This is a genomic window from Campylobacter concisus (genome assembly GCF_002092855.1).
Lineage (GTDB): Bacteria > Campylobacterota > Campylobacteria > Campylobacterales > Campylobacteraceae > Campylobacter_A > Campylobacter_A concisus_AI.
This window is the reverse complement of the sequence record NZ_LVLC01000012.1, coordinates 21,497-42,127: the sequence shown is the minus strand read 5'-3', so window position 1 is coordinate 42,127 and position 20,631 is coordinate 21,497. Positions and strand designations below refer to the sequence as shown.

Sequence of the window (20,631 nt, the reverse complement as noted above, 5' to 3'; positions counted from 1 at the left end):
AGTGAATTTTTGAGCTAAGGTTATTTTTCCGAAAAAATTTCGCCGTTTATTATAGATTTAACCGTTAAAAATCCGACTATCAAAATCGAAGCGACTAGAGCCGCAAAAGCGCCGACTCCTAAAACTAAGTAAAAATCGCTTTGCGTAATTTCGTAAGCTTTTAAAAACGCTATGGAGCTAGCGGCCGTCGGGAAAGTAAAAGCCCACCACGATAGGGCGAATTTGAGTTTAATAAATCTTTTATACGAAAAAAGTATAAGTGCCGCGAAAAATACGTTTATATTAAGCAGTATTGCCGCAAAAGCGTCGAATTGCTCAGTTAATTTTACGTATCCCAAAAACGCCATAGCCGGCGGCGCTAGCGTAATGACTAGCGTCGGGACGAATTTGTCGGCTAGCTTATCGCAAAAAACTAACCTATAAAATATAACGGCGAATAAAATAATCCAGAAAAATAGCCCCAAACTAAAATAATACCAGATCGCTTGAGATTTTTCGGCTATGATCGGGATTAGCAAGTTGCCCACTACGGGGATAAACCATGCCGGATTTAGCGTCGCGATATCGAATTTTTCGTCGATCCAAAAAGAAATTACGTAAAGCGTAAAAATCGTTTGCAAGCCTAAAGCCGCGTAAAAAAGCGAGTAGTATAGTCGCGGCGCGTCTTTGTAGGCTAGAGCTAAAAGAAAAAGCGAGATGATGAATCCGCCGAAAAAATTTATCCTTATAGGGTGCGAAAATTCGGCCTTTACCTCTTCTTTAAATTTTAAAAGCTTAAAGAGGTAAAACGCCGAAAGTAGGCAAAATACCGTGCAGTCTAGCGCTCTAAGCGCCGAGAATATCTCGCCCGGTAAATCAAATATCTCGCTTAATTTCTTATAAGCCGCGCAAAGCCCTCCAAGCCCCATAGTACCGGCAAAAAGCATAATCGGCAGCGATTTTATTTTGCTTTGCGAGTCGTTTTTCTTAACGTCGTGCATTGTTTTTCTTTTCGTATTAAATTTTTATGCAATATTACCTATAATAAGGTTAAATTTTTGTAACGAAGTCACGAAAGGGCAAAATGCTAAGCGAAGAGTTAAAAGAAATTTTGCGCGAGAGGTTTACGAATAATTTCGATCTAGCAAGCGAGGATCTAAATGCGATCTTTGCCAACGCGTATTTAAAAACCGTAAAGAAGAGCGATATATTTTACTCCGGAAACGATTGCTTCGGATTTATCCTTATACTAAAAGGCGTTTTAAGAGCGTTCGTGTCGTCTAGCGCAAAGGAAATAACGATATTTAGACTAACTAAAGACGAGAGTTGCGTGCTGTGCGATACGTGTTCTATAAATTCGCTAGAAAATAAAGTAAGCGTAGAAATCGAGCAAGATAGCGAGATCATCGTTATTCCGGCGCGAATTTACAAACCTCTTAAAGAAAAATATCCGAGCATTTTAAATTTTACTCTAAAAATCGTAGCCGATCGGTTTGCCAGAACCATAAACGTTATGGAGCAGGCTTTGTTTTCGCCGCTTTCGGCGCGGATTATGAATTTTTTATCCCAAAGCATCGAAAATCTAAACGAAAATTTTATAAAAATAACTCACGAAGAGCTGGCGAATCATCTAGGAAGCGCTAGAGAAGCGGTATCTAGGGTGCTAAAAGAGCTTGAGAGAAGCGGGCAAATAACGCAAAGCCGCGGCGAAATAAGGCTAGTTTCTTAAAATTCTCGTTTTAAGGTAACATTGTTACGGATAGGGCGGCCTTTTTTATGTAGCATTTCATAAACTCGTTTTAAAGGAGAATTTATGAAAGGACTGCAAAGAAGAGACGCTTTAAAGCTAATGGGGGCCGCTGGACTAGCCGCGAGTATGAGCGGTTGTTCGGCAACGGGCGGCGAAAACGACGATATAAATTCTAAAATCGTCATAATGGGTGCGGGACTTAGCGGTATCGCGTTGGCGGCTAAACTTAGAAGAGATATGCCTAGCGCCAAGGTAATTCTCGTGGATAAAGACGAGAAATTTCACTACCAGCCGGGCTTTACGCTAATCGCCGTCGGAATTTACGAAGCTAGCGACGTCGTTTACGAAAAAGCGGATTATATCCCGCAAGGAGCCGAGTGGATACGCAAAAACGTATCGGAGATAAAGCCCGAAGCCAATCTACTCGTCCTAGACGACGGGAGCGAGCTGGGGTATGATTATCTAATCGTAGCAAGCGGCGTGGAATACGACTTTGAAGCCGTTAAGGGGCTGAGCTTAGAGGATATTAACGATACGAGCGGTAACATATCCTCCGTCTATACTCTACAAGGCGCCGTAAAAAGCAACGAGCTGATGAAAAAATTCTCTCAAAACGGCGGCGCGGCTGTATTTTGCGATCAAAAAACCCCGATGAAATGCAGCGGCGCAAATAAAAAAGTAACTTGCATGAGCGAAGATAGGCTGAGGTTGGCCGGCAACCGCGATAAAGGCAGCGTTAATCTTTACGTCGGCGGCGGCAAGCTTTTCGGCGATCCGACTTATGCCGCGGCGATGACTCAAATAATGATAAAAAGAAAGATAAAATTTAATCTTCGCCACCAAATCGTAGCCGTCGATAAAAGCTCAAATACCGCTACTTTCGAGTTTTGGACGGCGTATAGGCAAAACGGCGAAGATAAAATCGCGTCCGAGCTAATCGACGTAAAATACGACTGGCTTCACTTACCGCCTAAGCAAAAAGGAAGCGAAATTTTAGCTCGCGCCGGCCTAACTAAAGAGGGCGACAAGCTAAATTTCCTAGCCGTCGATAAATACAGCCTGCAAAGTACAAAATTTAAAAATATATTCGGTATCGGCGATATTTGCGGATTTGCGTCCGGCAAAACGGGGGCTAGCGTTAGGAAAATGTATCCGATCTTAGCTAAAAATTTAGCCGATACGATAAAAGGACGAGAACCTAGCGAGAAATTTACCGGATATACGGCTTGCCCTTTTATCACCAAATACGGCAAGGCTATAATGGTAGAGTTCGACTGGGAGGGAACGGCTCCGACGTTAGAGTGCTTCGGCGCTACCAGAGAGAGCTATATGAGTTGGCTGGTTAAAATTTATGGATTTAAACCTATGGTTATGAACGGAATGCTAAAAGCTTTAGCTTAAAGGAGATAAAATGAGCGTTTTAGATAAAACTATACGTTTGATTATAGCGGCGATTTGGTTTTTTATTTTCGGATTTATTTGCGACTGCTGGTTGTGGACGGTCGGGCTAATTCCGCTTTTAACGGGATATTACGGTTACTGCCCGCTTTATAAAATTTTTAAGAAAAGGTAAAAATATGGTAAGCGCGAAAAGTAGAATTATTAGGGTCGTACTGGGGCTGATTTTTACGGTAGCGGTTTGGTATTTTTACGAGAGCTACTGGGCGTTAATCGGGTTAATCCCGATTATCGTCGGCGTTACGGGTTTTTGCCCTGCGTGTAAATTCTTAGGCAGGTGTTCTTTAAATTTAAAAAAATAAAAGGGGGTGTTAAACGCCCTTTGCCTTGCCCTTTAGCCGCTTAGACCGTAAATTTTATTCGCCGTTTGATGAATTATTTAGCTACTTTTGGCTAAAATCTCGAAAATTTAAAAAAGGCGAAACGATGAATAAAGTTTGGAAATTCGGCGACAATATCGATACCGATATAATTATCGCCGCCAGATACTTAAATACTTCCGACGAAAATATCTTAGCAAAACATATAATGGAGGATGCCGATCCTAATTTTAGCGTCAAGATAGATAAGGGCGACATTATCGTAGCGGGCGAAAATTTCGGCTGCGGTAGCTCTCGCGAGCATGCTCCTATCGCGCTTAAAGCTGCCGGTATAGGCGCGGTGATAGCTAAAAGCTATGCGAGAATTTTTTATAGAAATAGCTTTAATACGGGACTTTTGATACTGGAAATCAAAGAAACGGACGAGATAAACGAGGGCGACGAACTAAAAATAGACGTAGATAACGGCGCGATCGTAAATTTAACCAGCGGCAAAGAGTATAAATTTAGCCCTATACCGCCGTTTATGCAAGAGCTTTTAAACGCTGGCGGACTTATAGAATACGCAAAAGTAAAGTTGGATTAAATAATGAGAGAATATAAAATTTGTGTTATAAAGGGCGATGGTATCGGTCCTGAAATAATCGACGAAGCGATAAAAATTCTAGATGTAGTAAGTGCTGAGTTTGGTATGAAATTCGAGTACGACTATAAGCTTATGGGCGGTGCAGCTTATGATGTATTTGGTGTGCCTTTGCCAGATGAGACGCTTAGTTCTGCTCTAAGCTCTGATGCTGTGCTTTTTGGAGCGATCGGCGGCGAGAAGTGGGATAGTTTGCCAAGACATCTAAGGCCAGAGAGCGGACTTTTAAAGATTAGAAAAGAGCTTGAAGCTTATGCAAATTTACGCCCAGCCATCGTTTTTGATGAGCTAGTGGATGCTAGCACACTAAAGCCAGAGGTTTTAAGAGGCGTTGATTTTGTCGTGGTTCGTGAGCTAACGGGCGGACTTTATTTTGGGCAGCCACGTGAAAAAGGCGAAGATAGAGCGTTTAATACGATGGTTTATTCTAAAATGGAGATAGAGCGCATCGCAAAGATCGCCTTTGAAACAGCAATGCTTCGCAAGAAAAAGGTCTGCATGGTCGATAAGGCAAATGTGCTTGAGACAAGTCAGCTTTGGCGTGAGGTGACTAGCGAAGTGGCTAAAAATTACCCTGAAGTAGAGCTTAGCTTTATGTATGTGGATAATGCAGCGATGCAGCTAGTAAGAGCCCCAGCAAATTTTGACGTTATACTTACTGAAAATTTATTCGGCGACATTTTAAGTGATGAAGCGAGTATGGTTTGTGGCTCGATAGGACTTTTGCCAAGCGCTAGTATGGGTGGCAAAGTGGGAATTTATGAGCCAATACACGGCTCAGCTCCAGACATCGCAGGGCAATGCATAGCAAACCCAATCGCAACAATTTTAAGTGCAGCAATGATGCTAAGATACGCATTTAGTGAAAATGACGCCGCAGATGCGATAGAAAATGCTGTGAAAGAGGCACTTGCAAAAGGTTATAGAACAAAAGATATCGCTGCTTTTAACGCAGTTGAAATTTGCTCAACTAGCGAGATAGGCGATGTTATCGCAGGATTTATCAAAAAATGAAAAACACAATCACTGAAGCACTGATCTACGAAGCTCAGGGGCTAAAAGATGATGCACTTGAAATTTATAAAAATATTTTAAAACAAGATCCATCAAACAAAGATGCCCTTAGCGCGATAAACCGCCTGAGCGGACTTCGCAAAGAGCGAGCGATAAAAAACGAGCAGATGAAAGAGTTTTTTATAGCGATGAAAAGTGATGAAGAGATAAATGAATTTAAAAGGTGGTTGATAAGATTATGAAGCTTGATGATATCGCTAGAATGGCAATCAGTGAGGTTAGTGCCGAGCTTGAGAAAATAGAAGCACTGCAAAACAAAAAGCAAGAAGAGCTCGAGCGAGAGAATTTAAAAAAAGAGCTTTTGGCTATAGAGTCTAATGAAAATGCACTAAATAACGAGCTAAAAGTTGAGGCAAATTTACAAAATGAGCAAGTGTTTGAGGTAAAAGACGAGCCAGCAAGTATAACAAAAAGTAGAGAGGTGAGCGAAGAGAAAATTTTCTTAGCAAACCTTGCTGAGCGCATAGAAGTGCTTTTTGAAGGGCTTAAACAAACTAGTGAACAAAATCTTGCTTCAAGGCTTGAGCTAACTACAAAATTTTTAGAATTTACCCTTGCAAATATCGAAAATAGACTCCAAAATCTCTCAAAATAAGCCATTAGACGGCTCAAAAAATGAGATAAAAATCAAAAATGAAATTTATAAAAATAGCGAGCTAGATTTTTTTAGATCGCTATTTGCTCCATTTACTTCACGTGTCTATCTAGTTGGTGGCTGCGTGAGAGATGCGTTCTTGGGGCGAGAAATTTATGATTATGACATCGAAGTTTATGACATCGAGCCTTTAAAATTTAATGAGCTAATGGCTAGCATAGGCGCTAGCGGTGTTGGTAAAAGCTACTTCATCTACAAATACAAAAACTACGACATTGGGCTTCCAAGAAGCGAGAGCAAAACTGGAAATTTGCACAAAGACTTTGCAGTAAGCTATATTAACGATCCCAAAATAGCGAGCCTTAGGCGAGATTTTACGATAAATGCCATGATGATGAATATCTTTAATGGAGAAATTTTAGACTTTTACGGTGGAAAGCAAGATTTAGCAAACAAGATATTAAGGCACATTGATAGTGAAAAATTTAAAGAAGATCCACTAAGGATACTTCGTGGTGTGCAGTTTAGCGCGAGGATTGATTTTAGCATAGCTGATGAGACGCTAGCTCTTATGAAAAGCCTTAGTTTAGAGCATCTAAGCAGAGATAGGATAAATACTGAGCTTATTAAATTCTTTCGCGCAAAGTATCTAGAAAAAGGAGCTTACTATCTTTTTGAGCTTGGACTTTTTAAAGAAATTTTTGGTATGCAAATTTCTATGGACGATGGATTTTTAAGCGATCTTAAGAGTGCTAGAGAATTTGTGGATGATGAGAGGCTATTTTTGTATCTTTTGTTTGGCAAATTTGAGCTTGACGCAAATGAAATTTTAGAGAAAATGCGTCTGTCAAAGAGCTACTTTTCTATCTTAAAGCAGCCTTATTTTAAGGACATGCCAAGCGATAAAGAGCTAATGCAAATTGCCCTAAATATGCCCATAAAATCATGGCTTGGAGCTTATAATAAAGAGCGAATAGAGCGTGCCAAGAAGCTTGGAATTTATGAGATGAAATTTGACACGAAAGTCGATGTGGCAGAGATTTTATCAGCTGGTTTTAAAAACGAAGAGATTGCAAAAGAGATAAAACGTAGGCAAGAGCTTAAAATTTCAAAATATCTAAGCGAGCGTAAGCCTAGAAAAGATTAGTCTTTAAAACTCTTAAAAGCCCATTTTGGCTAAAATAGGCTAGTTTATAACACTTTTTAAGGCAAAGAAAGCTTATGTTTAACATAGTCCTAGTCCATCCTCAGATACCGCAAAATACTGGAGCTATCGGTAGAATGTGCGTTAATGCAAATTTAAAGCTACATATCGTTAAGCCAACGGTCTTTGATCTGAGTGAAAAGGCTGTTAGACGAGCAGGGCTTGACTACTGGAAAATTTTAAATCCAAAAATTTGGGATAGTTTGGAAGAATTTTTAGAAGCAAACTTAAGCCACAAGGATAGATTTTTCTTCGCTACCACAAAGACAAATAGGCTTTACTACGAGGCTAGGTTTAAACCGGGAGATTTTATATTTTTTGGTGGCGAGAGTACTGGGCTGCCAAGAGAATTTATGGATATAAATTTTAAAAATGCCATAACCATACCAATGGGAAAAGAGGGCAGGAGCTTAAATTTAGCTATGAGTGCTGGTATTATCGCTTATGAGGCGATCAGGCAAAATATCACTGAATTTGACTTTAGGAGTGAGATTTGAGAGTAGTTTTTGCTTTGGTTTTTACCATTTTAGTGGCATTTGCGAGTGAAATTAGCATCGCAACTTATAATGTGCAAAATTTATTTGATTGCAAAGATGATGGTAGTGAGTATCTTGATTTTAAAGTAGGCGTATCAAAGTGGGACTGTGAGGCGGCTGATTCAAAACTACAAAGAACAAGACAAGTCATAAATGCACTAAATACTGACATTATCGCACTTCAAGAGATTGAAAATGAGCAAGTTTTAAAAGCTCTGGTGAGTGATAGCAAGTATAAATTTGTAAGCTTTACAAAGGAGAAAAACTCGCCTGTTGGGCTTGGGCTTATTTCAAAGTTGCAGCCAAGTGGTAGTGAAATTTTTAAAGTTCCAAACGTAAAGACAAGAAATATTTTAAAGGTTGTTTTTGAGAAGGAAGGCAAGAAATTTAGCATATTTGTAAATCACTTTCCAACTTATAAAAATGGCATAAATATGCAAAAAAAGGCTGAAAAAACGTTAAGAACGGCTCTAGGCAAAGAGAAAAATGCGATTATTTTGGGTGATTTTAACTCGCCCTTTGGTCAAAAATCCATCCTAAATGACATCATTGCAACGAGAAATTTTTATGATCTTTATAAAGAGCTTGAGCCAAAAGATAGATATTCTCACGCAGTGCATGGCAAAAAAAGAGCGATCGATCATGTTTTGCTTTCACCTAGCTTTATGGAAAATGGCGATCTAAGCTATGTTGGTGGTAGTTTTGAAGTTTTTAAACCAAGCTTTGCAGTCGATGAAAAAGGCTTTGCAAAGAGTGACCTTTACTCGGATCACTTTGCATTAAAGTTTAAAATTTCAACTGATCCAAGTCCAGTGAAAAAAGGATTTGTAAGTAAAATTTTTAAAAAAGATGAAAACAATGCCAACAAAAAAACAAGCGAGCAAAACTATAAGACGGCCGATATAGATACGCTTTTTGATCACCCAGAGGCAGTGCCAGTCGTGATTGAAAAAGTGGTTGTTATCTTAAAAGATAAGTATGGCTTTATTATCTCGAAAAATCACCGCGGAATTTATGTTTATGATCCTAAAAATAGCGTTACTGTAGGCGAAGAGCTAGATATTTTAGTAAGGCGAATGAAAATTTATAAAGATGCGCTTGAAGTCAGCTCTTATGAGATCATAAATGAGCATGGCACAAAAGATATTAGTGAAAATTTACTAGATGCATCGCAACTAAGTGAAGCTAGAAGTGGCGATGTCTTTGCTAAAATTTCGGGCAGACTAGAGAGAGGCTACCTGCATACACCATACGGTAAGATCAGGGTTTATAGTAAGAAAAAGCTAAAAGATGGCGAGTATAGTTTTGAAAACGCGAGAGTTAAAATTTACAAGAGAGAAAACCAAATCGCTGTGGAGTAGAGAGTGCAAATTTTAGATATTTTTATGATTACGGCGTTTGTTTTATTTCTTATTTTTATGATAAGAGGCGTCATTTTGCAGTCACAGGAGAAGGAGAGAGCAAGAAAAATGGTAAGAGAAAAAAGAGAAAATTTTAATAAAAAGAGTGAAATATGAAAGAGTTATTATTAGAAATTGGAGTTGAGGAGCTTCCAGCGATACCGTTTTTAAGGGAGCTGCCAAATATCAATGCTAAATGGCAGGCTGTACTTGAAAAATATAATCTTGTAAGCCCTTTTAAATTTTATTATACGCCGCGTCGCTTAGTCTTTTTTCATGAGAAATTTCCACAATCTCAGCCTGACAGCGTGGCTAGCTTTATTGGTGCGCCAAAGCAAGTAGCACTAAAAGACGGAGCGTTCACAAAGGCTGCGCTTAGCTTTGCAAATAAATGCGGTATAGATGAAAGTGAGCTTAAATTTAAAGAGATAGACGGCAAAGATGTGCTTTACTACGAAAAAGAGGTAAAAGGTGAGCCGATTGCTAGGATAATGGGCGAGATGGTTGAGGAGTTTTTAAAGAGTCTTAACTTTGGCAAGTCTATGCGCTGGGGCAACGGAGAGTTCGAGTTTATCCGCCCGATAAGATCGTTTTTGTGTTTACTTGGCGATGAAGTCATAAAATTTAATAAATTTGGCGTAGAGAGCGGTGATTCAACCTATCCACATAGAAGCATTAGCTATGACAAGATAAAAATTTCAAACATAAAAGAGTATTTTGAAGGCTCAAAGAGCCGTGGTGTCGTGCTTGAAGCAGGCGAGAGAGAAAAAATAATTCTTGTTGAGTTTGAAAAAATTAGCCAAAAAAGCGGGCTAAAGATCGAAATCGATAAAGACTTGTTAGCTGAAGTCGTGGCGATCACTGAGTATCCGACAGCACTTCTTGGCTCGTTTGAAGAGGAATTTTTGGAGGTGCCAAGCGAGGTCATCATCACTTCCATGAAAGAAAATCAGCGCTACTTCCCAGTCTTTAAAGATGGTAAGCTCGCAAATGGCTTTGTAGTCGTAAGTAACGCCATCACAAAAGATTACTCGCTCATCATCAAGGGCAACGAAAAAGTGCTAAGAGCAAGGCTAAGTGATGCGATGTTCTTTTGGCAAAGCGACCTAGCGCACGAATTTGGCCCAGAAAAACTAAAAAATATAACTTATCTAAAAGAGCTTGGAAGTATCTACGAAAAAGAGCTTAGAGAGCTACAAGTGGCTAAAAAGCTTGCTAGCAACTATGACGAGCTACTCAAAAAAGAAGCTGGCGAGTACGCGACTAAGCTGGAGCGAGCTGTGATGTTAAGCAAGGCTGATCTTACAACTCAGATGGTTTATGAGTTTACCGAGCTTCAAGGTATCATGGGTGCTTACTATGCAAAGGCTAAAAACGAGGATGAAGACGTCGTTTTAGCTATAAAAGAGCAGTATCTGCCAGACGGCGAGGAGGCGGAGTGCCCAAGCAAGGTCTTTAGCTCGGTTGTGGCGCTTTCAAATAAGCTTGATACGTTAATGGGGCTCTTTAGTATCGGTAAAATCCCAAGCGGCACCAAAGATCCATACGCTCTAAGACGTGCGGCAAATGGCGTGATAAAGATCGTTTTGGCACATAATTTGAAATTTAACGTAAAAGAAATTTTAGAAGATATCGCAAAAGATTATAAGAAATTTGACGTTGAAGTGCTTATAAATTTCATCCTTGATAGGCTCTACACCTTTTTTAATGCAAATGCTTCTATCGTAAAAGCGTGCATAAAAAGCGGCGAAAAGGACATCTTGGAGCTAACAAAGATGATAGAGGCACTTGCTAAAATTTCTAGCGAGCCAAATTTTAGAGAGAATTTCTCAACATTTAAGCGCCTTGCAAACATTATAAAAGATGATAAATTTAGCAAGGTCGATGAGAACCTCTTTGAGGTAGATGCTGAAAAATCCCTAAATGACGCATTTAGAGCAGTTGATAAGAGCCTAGCGTATGAGCCAAGGCTAAAGGCGCTATTTGCTCTAAAACCGCAGATAGATGAGTTTTTTGACAAGGTTATGATAAACGTTGAAAACGAGAAAGTGCGAAATAACCGCGTCGCAATAATCGGTCAAATTTATAGCGAGATACTAAAAGTAGCTGATATAAAAGAGATCAGCTTTTAAATTTACGCCAGCTTTAGGCTTTGCCTAGGCTGGCTTTAAATTTACTACCTAAAAATATCGAATTCTGGCTCGTAAGCCTTAGTTTTTACCCCAAAATATCCAAGAACAGAGCTAAAGATAAAATCATGCGAAAGGCTCTCATCTTTTCTAGTTTTTAGCCTTTTTAAAAGTTCGCTATCGCTTGAAAAGATGATGGCTGGGATGTGTTTTTGTTCATCTGGAGCGATGGAGTAAGGTAGACCATGTAAATATATACCGTTTTCACCTAGGCTCTCTCCGTGATCTGAGAAAAAGAACATGGTAACCTCAAATTTATCTTTTCTTGCTTCAAGGGCGTTTATTAGCTCGCTTTGTAGATAGTCCTCATATAAAATGGTGTTGTCGTAGGTATTTGCTATCTCATCTGGCGTGCATTTATTTAGCTCGGCAGTATCGCAAGTTGGGGTAAATTCTTTAAATTTGCTTGGGTAGCCTTTGTAGTAGATAGGGCCATGCGAGCCTTGCAGATGTAGCACGATAAAGGTGGTGGAATTTGCATCTTCGATGACCTTTTTGGCCTCATCAAATATCACTTCATCAAAGCCTTCTGCTCTATGATCTGAAGTATGATTTTGATCAAGATTGTCACAAACGCCCTTGCAACCGCCGCTATTGTTGCCAAAAAAGTATGTTTTTATACCAAGTTTATTGATGATATCAACTAAATTTTCACGAGCTTTTGCTTCACGGTTGCTAAAATTTTTTCGCTTTAAGTCTGAAAATAAGCAAGGCACACTAGTCTCTGTGGCTGTTCCACATGAGTAGAAATTTGTAAAACTTACCACATCTTTTTGCTTTGTAAATTTATTCGTATCATTTTTGGGGTAGCCATTTAGTGAGTAGTTTCTACTTCTTTGCGTCTCGCCAACTATCAAAACTAAAATTTTCTTTTTATCATCAGCTAGTGCCGCATCATCTGCTACATAAGTAAAAGGTAGTGGTTTTTGTGTAATCGATTTTACTAGCTTTATAGCTGAGTAGATGGGATAGTATGGGAGCAATGCGGTTCTTAAATTCGAATGTTCTCTAAAAATAAGATAAAAATAATTGCAAATATAAGAAAAAGAGTATAGAAAAAGAGTGGATTATTTTATAAAAAGCCATAATAATAGGACTCAAATGTAAATGGCTAGAAATTTCAAATAAAAAATAAGATTATTTTTTCTTGCCTTTGGAGTTTTTTGCTTCAGATTTTTTGACTTTCGCATTCTCTTTTATGCTAAGTTTTTCTTTAACTTTTTGCATATCGTTAAAACCAATACCTTGGACTTTTTCAAGCTCATCGATGCTTTTAAATTTATGGGCTTTTCTGTATTTTATAATGTTTAACGCTTGGCCTTTACTTAGCCCAAGCTCCATTAACTCGTTTTTGCTGGCTGTATTTAGATTAGCGCCATATGCAATGCTTGCAACTACCAAGCAAAGTAAAATTTTAATCTTCATCTTATCTTCCTAAAATAATAATCCATCGTTTTCTTGATCTTGTATGATGTCATTTGCAGGCGTATTTTGAGGTAGTGGCGAGTCGTTTGTGTAGTATTCGTCGCTACCTCCATAATAGCCTTTATAAACACCATCTGGCTGCTCAAATGCGCGTCTTAAAGTAGGATAAAGCTTAATGTAGCCTTCCATAAATTTCTTAAACACAGGTGCGGCTGTTCTACCACCACCCTCAATCTTTTTCATAGGGCTGTTGTCATCATTTCCGTACCATATTATCGCTTCGATATCAGGCGAGTAGCCGCAAAACCAAGCATCAATGTTGTTATTTGTCGTGCCGGTTTTGCCAGCGATCTGGATGCCATTTACTTTTGCATTGCGTCCAGTGCCGTTATTTACGACATTTTGAAGAAGTGTCGTCATCAAAAATGCTTGTTCTGGTTTTAGCACTTGCTTTCTTTGTGGCTCATAGTCCATCGACGCACCAAAGCTGTTTTCTATGTGTTTAATGAGCGTAGGCTCGACCACTTCGCCATCGTTTGGAAACATCGAGTAAAATTTCGCAAAGTCAAGTGGCGAAATCCCAAAACTTCCAAGTGCGATAGATAAATTTTCTGGGATATCGTTAAAGCCCATATCCGTAAGCTGTTTACGAACCGAGCTAAGACCAAGATCGTTTAGCAAATTTATGGTTGCGAGGTTACGTGACTGGGTTATGGCTGATTTTATAGTGATATATCCTTGAAAGCCACCACTATAATTCTTTGGCGTCCACTCTTTGCCATTTCCCATGTCAAATGTCCTAGCGATATCAGCCACTTGAGAAACGACTGAGTAACCGCTATCAAGTGCTATTTGATAGATAAACGGCTTAAAGCTAGATCCTGGCTGGCGCTTGCTTTGAGTGGCGCGGTTATAGCTGCTTTTTGCATAGTCAATACCACCAATTAGTGCCAAAATTTGACCACTTTGTGGATGAGTGACTACTATAGCTCCATTTAGGATTTCTGCATTTGCTTTTTTATCGCGCTTTAAAATTTCATTGTAGCCATAAACTAGAGCTTCTTGAGCGATCTTTTGAACATTTAGATCAACTGTGCTTTGTATCTTATAACCACCAGTTTTTATATCGTCAAATTTCTTTGAGGCCTCTTTTATTATCTCATCGACTACGTAAGGGGCTTTATTTCTTGTGAGTGTATCGTCAAAGACTGCTGGCTCTTCAAGCACACCCTTGCGGTACTCGTCCTCATTTATCCAGCCAATGCTATACATTCTCTCAAGCACTCTATTTGCACGGCTAAGCGACAAGTCAAGGTGCTTTGTAGGATCATAGGTACTTGGAGCTTTTGGCAAGCCAACTAGCATGGCAACTTCTTTTATGCTTAGCTCATTTAGCTCTTTTCTAAAATATCCCTCAGCTGCTGTTTTTATGCCGTAGTAGCCATGTCCAAAATAGACGTGATTTAGGTATCTTTCGATGATATCTTCTTTGCTAAGCTCGCTTTCAAGCTTCATGGCAAGCACGATCTCTTTTATCTTTCTTGTAAATTTCTTCTCACGGCTTAGAGCCAAATTTTTAATGAGTTGTTGTGTTAGTGTTGAAGCTCCCTCTACTAGCTTTCTAGCTTTAATATCTTTTATGGCAGCCCTTGCCATAGCTTCTACGTTTATGCCGCCATGCTCAAAGTAGCTCGTATCTTCGATAGCTACGAGTGCTTCGATGACACGTGGTGGGATGTCGTTATATTTTACGTAAATTCTATTTTCTTCAAAGATATTTGCGATGAGTTCGTTGTTTCTATCAAAAATTTGCGTTGTAAGCTTTGGTTTATAATCAATAATAGCGTAAGCATCAAATCTAACTTGTGAGTAAAAATATAAAAATGCTCCGCCAAGTGAAATGGCAACTATAAAGATAAATGCCAAGATATATTTCATAAAAATGCCTTTAATATTTTTAAATTTAGTCCCATGGCCGTGCTAGTTTCGCCGTGCTGGGAGATGATGTATTTTTTATTAAAATTTTCTATCGTCATGGCTCCAGCCTTACCTCGCCACTCGCCACTTTCTAGGTAGCTTTTTAAATCTTGCTCGCTAAATTTAGCAAATTTATATGTGGTCTTGCTCACGTTTATAAGCTCAAATTCGCCTAAAAATATCATCGCCGTATAGACGCTGCATTCGTTGCCACTTTGTAAATTTAGCATGGCAATCGCTTCTTTTTCGTCCTTTGCTTTACCTAAAATTTTATCCCCACACGCCACACAGCTATCTGCAAAGAGTAAATTTTTAAGACCTATATTTTCTTTTAAAAATTGCTCTTTTTTAGCTTTTACGACGTTTTGGACATAAATTTCAGGCTTTACATTTTTTTCTATCTTGCTCTCGTCAAACTGGAAAGAAATTTGAGTGAAATTTATACCAGCTTCTTTTAATAAATTTGCCCTTGTTGGCGAGCTTGAAGCAAGTGTTATCATAAAAATACCTTATAGCTTATACCAAGATAAATAGCTGCTAGAGAAGCTAATAAATTTAGCGGTGTGAAGTAATAAATTATAACGATCAAACTCTCATTTAGCTCGATCATTTCATGCGATCTTAGTGCTTTTAAGGCCTTTTTGTATCTATAAAATATATAACTTAAATTTAATAGCAAAAATAGTTCTATTGCGCATTTTGTTGCCACCATCGCACTTGCCATAGGATTTGTCAAATTTGCATCATAAAATCCAAAAATTATAACTATGCTTGTCGCTATCACGCAAAGGATTAGTATGAAAATTGCAATGCCAAAGCGTCTTATAATGTGAAGTAAGATGTGATAGCGTTCCTTGTCTTCAAATTTATTTTTTATAAAGTAACTTCCAACAAGCACAAGACCGGCTTGTAGCCCCACAAAAAGAGCTACAAAGCATACATGCAAAAATAGTACTACTTGGTCAAATTTTATAAAAGCTATATCGTAATGACTCATTTTTCTAAGGCTTGCCTTGCGTACTCAAGTGAGTCTTTTATCGCATCTTCTATCATTGATGCATCTTTGCCACCGGCTGTTGCAAAGTCATCTTTGCCACCGCCATTGCCACCTAGGATTTGCGCTGCAAATTTTACCCAAGCACCAGCTTTTAGTGGAGCATTTTTAACTCCAGCTGCAAGAGAAATTTTGCCACTCTCATCAGCTTGGATTAGCAAAATGGCAGCACTTTCATGCTCGTTTTTAAACTCATCTATCAAAGTTTTTATATCTCCACCATCTACGCTTGTAACGCAAAGTTTGGTTTTATTTATATCTAAATAGACTAGCTCATGAGAATTTTTAGCATTTTTTAGTTTATCTTTTAAAACTCTTAGTTCATTTTTTAGCTTTTTGATCGCATTTAATGGCTCGGTGCTTTTTAACTCATCTTTTAGCTCGTCAAGCTCAGCTCTAAATGACTTTGCTAAATTTAGCGCAGCTCTTGAGCAAACAGCCTCGATACGCCTAACGCCAGCACTTACGCCACTCTCTTTTATGATGAAAAATGATCCTATCTCATCTATATTTTTTACATGTGTGCCACCACAAAGCTCTTTGCTGACGTCGCCAAAGCTCACAACTCTTACTTTGTCGGCATATTTTTCGTTAAATAGCGCGATAGCTCCGCTTTTTTTAGCCTCTTCAAGCTCCATAACCTGCGTTTTTGCATTTGCACCGCTTAAGATCCACTCATTTACAAGGTTTTCGACCTTTGAAATTTCTTCGCTAGTAAGCGCCTTTGGATGAGAGAAGTCAAACCTTAACTTATCCGCTTCTACACTTGAGCCAGCTTGAGCGATATGCGTGCCAAGCACGTTTATAAGGGCTGCATGAAGCAAGTGTGTGGCGCTGTGGTGACGCGCGATCTGGGCTCTATCACTGCCAACTTCAAGCTCTACTTCATCGCCAACTTTTAGCGCCGCGCTAGTTTTTACTAAAGATAAATTTAGTCCATGAAATTTTTGCGTATCAAGCACATTTGCTTTGCCTACTATCTTACCGCTATCACCGCACTGACCGCCACCTTGAGCGTAAAAGGGAGTGATGTCAAACATCACCCAGCCCTCTTTGCCAGCGTCTAAACTATCTACATTTTTAAATTCTTCATCAAGCAGGGCTAGAATTTTACTTTTGCTTTTAAGCTCTTCGTAGCCTATAAATTTATTCTCGCCAAATTTCTCAAGTAGCTCTTTAAAATCGCCCTTTGCACTCTTATCGCCACTGCCTTTCCAAGCAGCTTTTGCACGTGCTTTTTGCTCGCTCATAAGCTCATCAAACCTTGCCTCATCGACTTTTAAGCCCTTTTCTCTAAGCATATCAGCTGTTAGATCAAGTGGAAAGCCAAATGTGTCATAAAGCTTAAACGCAGCCTCTCCGCTAAAAATTTCTTTTGTATTTTTAAGCTCGCTCTCAAATAGTTCTAAGCCACTCGCGATTGTCGCCAAAAATCTCTCTTCTTCAAGCTTGATCTGCTCTTTTACAGCCGCTTTTTTCTCATTTAAATAGGTGTAGTGCTCGCCCATAAGCTCGCAAACTTTATCGACAAGCTTATACATAAATGGCTCTTTTATGCCTAGCAAGTATCCATGGCGGATCGCACGGCGTAAGATACGGCGAAGCACGTAGCCACGGCCTTCTTTGTCAAATGTCGTACCTTGAGCTAGCAAAAATGTGACCGAGCGGATGTGATCGCTTATGACGCGGTAGCTAGCGCCACTTTCATAGACGTATGGCTTGCCGCAAAGCTTTGCCACTTCGTTGATGAGTGGCATAAAAAGTGTGCTGTCGTAGTTGCTAAATTTACCTTGTAAGATAGCAGTAACGCGCTCAAGCCCCATGCCAGTATCGATGCTTGGTTTTGGTAGTGGGCTTAGTTTGCCATCCGCGCTTCTTTCATACTGCATGAAAACAAGGTTCCAGATCTCTAAAAACCTATCTCCATCGCCACCCATGTAGTCTTCAGGTGTGTTAAAGTGCTCAGCACCTTGATCGTAAAAAATTTCACTACAAGGACCACATGGTCCAGTATCTCCCATTTGCCAGAAGTTATCGTGATCGCCAAAGCGGTAAATTCTCTCTTTTGCGATGTGAGTGCTCCAAATTTCAAATGCTTCATCGTCGCTTTCATGAACGGTTACATAAAGTTTGTCTTTTGGTAGTTTTAGTACTTCTGTTACAAATTCCCAAGCGTAAGCGATCGCCTCTTTTTTGAAGTATTCGCCAAAGCTAAAATTTCCTAGCATTTCAAAAAATGTGTGGTGGCGCGCTGTGTAGCCGACGTTATCAAGATCGTTGTGCTTACCGCCAGCTCTTATGCAGGTCTGACAGCTAGTGCGAATAGGTGGTGTTGGGCGTGGCACCTCGCCTGTGAAAATGCTCTTAAATGGCACCATTCCAGCGTTTGTGAAAAGTAGTGTTGCATCGTTTGGCACGAGTGGTGCTGAAGCTACTACTTCGTGACCTTTTGATTTAAAAAAATCAAGATATGCCTTTCTTATATCTAAATTTTGCATTTTTATCCTCGTTAGTTTTAAATTTTGCTCGATTTTAGCTAAAAATCGTTTGTAAATTTATAAAAAAATACAAAATTAATTTTTGCTTAATATATTTTATAAATTTATTTGTTTAAAAGCGATTTGCAATTAAAATAGCCTAAAAATTTATAACTAAAAGGTCTTTAGTGAAACTCAGAATTGGCATTGTTGGATACAATCTAGTTGGCAAGCGGCACTATATGGAGCTGAGGCGTTCTGACAAATTTGAAGTTTGTGGAGTTTTTGATAAAGAAAATAGAGATGATGCTTGCAGAGCTCCGTTTTTTGATGAGTTTAAAAAATTTATAGAAGTTGCCCAACCGCAAGCTGTCGTACTTTGTTTGCCTCAACATGAGATCGTAGAGGCCTTTTGTCAGTGTGCAAAGTATTGCCAAAATATCTTGATTTCAAGGCCGATATTTAAAAGTGTGAGCGAGCTAAAAGAGATAAAATATGCCTCAGTGGTAAATAAAGTAAGAGTTTGCACTGGCATTGATGAGCGCTTTAATCCAACCATCGTTTCATTAAAAAAAGCACTTTTAAAAGAAGAAGAAATTTATAGCATTTCAATTGCGCATTTTAGACCACTTTGCGAAGGAAATATTATAAATGAGCTTTCACTTTGCGATATAGACCTTGCGAAAAATTTAGTAGATAGTGAAATTTGTAGCTTTTTTTATACTCAGGCAAATAAAACAAATACCAAAATATGCGACAATGTTGGAATAAACATTAAAATGAAAAATCAAATTTTGGTGAGCATTACCGATTCGTTTTGTGGTTCATTAGAACGTTTTAAAATAGAAGTAAATGCCAAAGAAGGTGTTTATTTTGGTGATCTTATTGATTACAAACTTCACAGAGTAAATGAAAATGGTCAGATGAATTTAAAAACCGATCCTTTAAACAATGAAATAAAAGCCCAATATGATGCCTTTTATGATCTTTGTCAAAGCGGCGAAAGTAGCGAGCTTTCAAGCATTGATGATGCGATAAAAATTAAGGAGTTGTTTTGATGAAAAAGGCACTTTTGCTTTTGAATATGGGTGGGGCAAATAGCCTTGCTGATGTAGAAATTTTTCTAAAAAATATGTTTAACGACCCGTATATTTTGGGTATAAAGAATAAATTTTTAAGAAAATTTGTAGCTTTTATGATCACAAAAGGTAGGCTAAAAACGGCTAAGCATAACTACGAACAAATAGGTGGCAAATCGCCTATTTGCGAGCTTACGGCTAAGCTTTGCGATAAAATTTCAAGCTTACAAAATGAGTTTGATGCAGTTGATTTTGCGATGAACTATACTTCACCATTTGCAAAAGATGTGCTTAAAAAATACGAAAATTTTGATGAGATAGTGCTTTTGCCACTTTATCCTCATCATTCACAAACTACGATAACTTCGAGTTTAGATGATTTTAAAAAAGCAAAAGATGAGCTAGAGATAAAGGCTAAAATTTTGCTTTGTGGGCCATTTTACGATGATGAAATTTACAACAAAATCATAATCTCACATATAAAAGAAGCCATAAATAATATAGATGTAAGCGATGTGGAGCTTATCTTTTCGGCTCATTCGTTGCCTCAAAAAATTATCGATAAAGGTGATGTCTACGAAAAGCATATAAATAAGCATGTGCAAATTTTAAGCAAAATGATAAAAGATAGTGGATTAAACTTCAAAGAGATAAATTTAGCCTACCAGTCGCGTCTTGGGCCTGTAAAATGGCTAGAGCCCTCATTAAATGAAATTTTAGCAAAGTGTAAGAGTAAAAAGGCTCTTATCTATCCGCTCTCTTTTTGTATTGATAACTCTGAGACCATTTTTGAGCTAGTTATTGAATATGCAAAGATCGCAAAAGAGCTGAATTTTAGCTTTTATAAGGTTGTTTGGTGCCCAAATTTTAGTGATGAGTTTGCTAGTTTTATCTTACAAAAAGCAAAAACAGCCAAAGAGATTAACTTTTAGGAATAAATCTTGCTTATAAAATATATCTCAATATAGTAAAAAAGGAGATATATGAAGGTACAAAATAACGACATAATCGATTATTTATTGCAATCAGGCTCAAGCAAAACTAAGGATAAAAAAAATAGTTTTGATGAAATTTTAAGCCTTGCTATGGATAAGATCGCAAGCGATGCAAAAATTTCAGATAAGATTGAACAGTTTAAAAAAAGACTTACTGAAATTGGCGCAGTTGGTTTTATAAGTGAGCTAAATTCTAACAAGATAGAAGAGAAAATAGCCCAAAAGAAAAAGGAGCTAACTGAACTTCTAGGCATAGATGATCCCGCAAAAACACAGGATCAAAAAAATGAGCTGCTTAAAATAATGGATAAAATTTTAAGTGATTACCGCAAAGAGCTAAATGTAGCACTTGCTAATCAAGCTCTGCTAGAGAAGCAAAAAAATCTTAATAGTAAGAATAGTAGCTCGGTTAATTTAAGTTCTGTTTTAAACGAACTAGGACTTGCTTAAAATTTATATAAAAGATATTTAGACCT

General features: G+C 38.4%; 22 protein-coding genes. 15 read left to right on the top strand and 7 right to left on the bottom strand.

Annotation, left to right across the window (positions count from 1 at the left end; genetic code table 11):
- Nucleotides 1–20: 20 nt before the first annotated feature.
- The gene (locus A3223_RS04515) at nucleotides 21–980 is read right to left on the bottom strand and encodes an SLAC1 anion channel family protein (RefSeq protein ID WP_084109324.1); all 960 of its coding nucleotides are present in this window, start codon (nucleotides 978–980) and stop codon (nucleotides 21–23) included.
- Nucleotides 981–1,063: 83 nt separating this feature from the next.
- Between A3223_RS04515 and A3223_RS04510 the strand changes: the two genes are divergently transcribed.
- The 12 genes from A3223_RS04510 (at nucleotide 1,064) to glyS (ending at nucleotide 11,091) form a co-directional block, all read left to right on the top strand.
- The gene (locus tag A3223_RS04510; protein ID WP_084109323.1) at nucleotides 1,064–1,708 is read left to right on the top strand and encodes a Crp/Fnr family transcriptional regulator; all 645 of its coding nucleotides are present in this window, start codon (nucleotides 1,064–1,066) and stop codon (nucleotides 1,706–1,708) included.
- A gap of 84 nt (nucleotides 1,709–1,792) precedes the next feature.
- The gene (locus tag A3223_RS04505) at nucleotides 1,793–3,130 is read left to right on the top strand and encodes an NAD(P)/FAD-dependent oxidoreductase (protein WP_084109322.1); all 1,338 of its coding nucleotides are present in this window, start codon (nucleotides 1,793–1,795) and stop codon (nucleotides 3,128–3,130) included.
- A gap of 10 nt (nucleotides 3,131–3,140) precedes the next feature.
- Nucleotides 3,141–3,302 (top strand): YgaP family membrane protein, encoded by a 162-nt coding sequence (locus tag A3223_RS04500; RefSeq protein ID WP_021091464.1) that lies wholly within the window; start codon nucleotides 3,141–3,143, stop codon nucleotides 3,300–3,302.
- Nucleotides 3,303–3,306: 4 nt separating this feature from the next.
- The gene (locus A3223_RS04495) at nucleotides 3,307–3,489 is read left to right on the top strand and encodes a YgaP family membrane protein (RefSeq protein WP_084109321.1); all 183 of its coding nucleotides are present in this window, start codon (nucleotides 3,307–3,309) and stop codon (nucleotides 3,487–3,489) included.
- A 124-nt stretch (nucleotides 3,490–3,613) separates the two neighbouring features.
- A complete protein-coding gene (locus A3223_RS04490; RefSeq protein WP_084109320.1) occupies nucleotides 3,614–4,093 on the top strand; it encodes a 3-isopropylmalate dehydratase small subunit in 480 nt (159 codons plus the stop codon).
- Between the two features lie 3 nt (nucleotides 4,094–4,096).
- Complete coding sequence (leuB, locus tag A3223_RS04485) at nucleotides 4,097–5,164, top strand: 3-isopropylmalate dehydrogenase (RefSeq protein ID WP_084109319.1); 1,068 nt, start codon at nucleotides 4,097–4,099, stop codon at nucleotides 5,162–5,164.
- Nucleotides 5,161–5,406 (top strand): hypothetical protein, encoded by a 246-nt coding sequence (locus A3223_RS04480; RefSeq protein WP_021091490.1) that lies wholly within the window; start codon nucleotides 5,161–5,163, stop codon nucleotides 5,404–5,406. The genes leuB and A3223_RS04480 overlap by 4 nt, the downstream gene beginning before the upstream one ends.
- Nucleotides 5,403–5,819 (top strand): CiaD-like domain-containing protein, encoded by a 417-nt coding sequence (locus A3223_RS04475; protein WP_084109318.1) that lies wholly within the window; start codon nucleotides 5,403–5,405, stop codon nucleotides 5,817–5,819. Before A3223_RS04480 ends, A3223_RS04475 begins: the two co-directional genes overlap by 4 nt.
- Nucleotides 5,779–6,966, top strand: coding sequence for a CCA tRNA nucleotidyltransferase (locus A3223_RS04470; RefSeq protein ID WP_084109317.1), 1,188 nt, complete (start codon nucleotides 5,779–5,781; stop codon nucleotides 6,964–6,966). The genes A3223_RS04475 and A3223_RS04470 overlap by 41 nt, the downstream gene beginning before the upstream one ends.
- A gap of 74 nt (nucleotides 6,967–7,040) precedes the next feature.
- Nucleotides 7,041–7,520 carry a tRNA (cytidine(34)-2'-O)-methyltransferase gene (locus A3223_RS04465; protein WP_072594657.1) on the top strand — a complete coding sequence of 160 codons (480 nt, stop codon included), beginning with the start codon at nucleotides 7,041–7,043 and terminating at the stop codon, nucleotides 7,518–7,520.
- Complete coding sequence (locus tag A3223_RS04460) at nucleotides 7,517–8,920, top strand: endonuclease/exonuclease/phosphatase family protein (RefSeq protein ID WP_084109316.1); 1,404 nt, start codon at nucleotides 7,517–7,519, stop codon at nucleotides 8,918–8,920. The genes A3223_RS04465 and A3223_RS04460 overlap by 4 nt, the downstream gene beginning before the upstream one ends.
- Nucleotides 8,921–9,072: 152 nt before the next feature.
- Entirely contained in the window at nucleotides 9,073–11,091 is a 2,019-nt protein-coding gene (glyS, locus tag A3223_RS04455; RefSeq protein WP_084109315.1) for a glycine--tRNA ligase subunit beta, read from the top strand.
- A gap of 44 nt (nucleotides 11,092–11,135) precedes the next feature.
- On the opposite strand, the gene A3223_RS04450 is transcribed toward glyS, so the two are convergent.
- The 6 genes from A3223_RS04450 to alaS all read right to left on the bottom strand — a co-directional run bounded on the left by A3223_RS04450 (nucleotide 11,136) and on the right by alaS (nucleotide 18,102).
- Entirely contained in the window at nucleotides 11,136–12,131 is a 996-nt protein-coding gene (locus A3223_RS04450; protein ID WP_257639252.1) for a phosphoethanolamine transferase, read from the bottom strand.
- A gap of 154 nt (nucleotides 12,132–12,285) precedes the next feature.
- Nucleotides 12,286–12,573, bottom strand: coding sequence for a ComEA family DNA-binding protein (locus tag A3223_RS04445; RefSeq protein WP_084109314.1), 288 nt, complete (start codon nucleotides 12,571–12,573; stop codon nucleotides 12,286–12,288).
- Nucleotides 12,574–12,582: 9 nt separating this feature from the next.
- Nucleotides 12,583–14,511, bottom strand: a complete 1,929-nt coding sequence (locus A3223_RS04440; RefSeq protein ID WP_084109313.1) for a transglycosylase domain-containing protein — start codon at nucleotides 14,509–14,511, stop codon at nucleotides 12,583–12,585.
- Nucleotides 14,508–15,050 carry a septum formation inhibitor Maf gene (gene maf, locus A3223_RS04435; RefSeq protein WP_084109312.1) on the bottom strand — a complete coding sequence of 181 codons (543 nt, stop codon included), beginning with the start codon at nucleotides 15,048–15,050 and terminating at the stop codon, nucleotides 14,508–14,510. The genes A3223_RS04440 and maf overlap by 4 nt, the downstream gene beginning before the upstream one ends.
- Entirely contained in the window at nucleotides 15,047–15,547 is a 501-nt protein-coding gene (locus A3223_RS04430; protein WP_054196863.1) for a hypothetical protein, read from the bottom strand. Before A3223_RS04430 ends, maf begins: the two co-directional genes overlap by 4 nt.
- Complete coding sequence (gene alaS, locus A3223_RS04425; protein WP_084109311.1) at nucleotides 15,544–18,102, bottom strand: alanine--tRNA ligase; 2,559 nt, start codon at nucleotides 18,100–18,102, stop codon at nucleotides 15,544–15,546. Before alaS ends, A3223_RS04430 begins: the two co-directional genes overlap by 4 nt.
- A gap of 167 nt (nucleotides 18,103–18,269) precedes the next feature.
- Between alaS and A3223_RS04420 the strand changes: the two genes are divergently transcribed.
- The 3 genes from A3223_RS04420 to A3223_RS04410 are packed head-to-tail and all read left to right on the top strand — an operon-like array spanning nucleotide 18,270 to nucleotide 20,605.
- Complete coding sequence (locus A3223_RS04420) at nucleotides 18,270–19,139, top strand: Gfo/Idh/MocA family protein (protein WP_084109310.1); 870 nt, start codon at nucleotides 18,270–18,272, stop codon at nucleotides 19,137–19,139.
- Nucleotides 19,139–20,092, top strand: coding sequence for a ferrochelatase (hemH, locus tag A3223_RS04415; RefSeq protein ID WP_084109309.1), 954 nt, complete (start codon nucleotides 19,139–19,141; stop codon nucleotides 20,090–20,092). The genes A3223_RS04420 and hemH overlap by 1 nt, the downstream gene beginning before the upstream one ends.
- A 51-nt stretch (nucleotides 20,093–20,143) precedes the next feature.
- Complete coding sequence (locus tag A3223_RS04410) at nucleotides 20,144–20,605, top strand: response regulator (protein WP_084109308.1); 462 nt, start codon at nucleotides 20,144–20,146, stop codon at nucleotides 20,603–20,605.
- Nucleotides 20,606–20,631 lie beyond the last annotated feature (26 nt).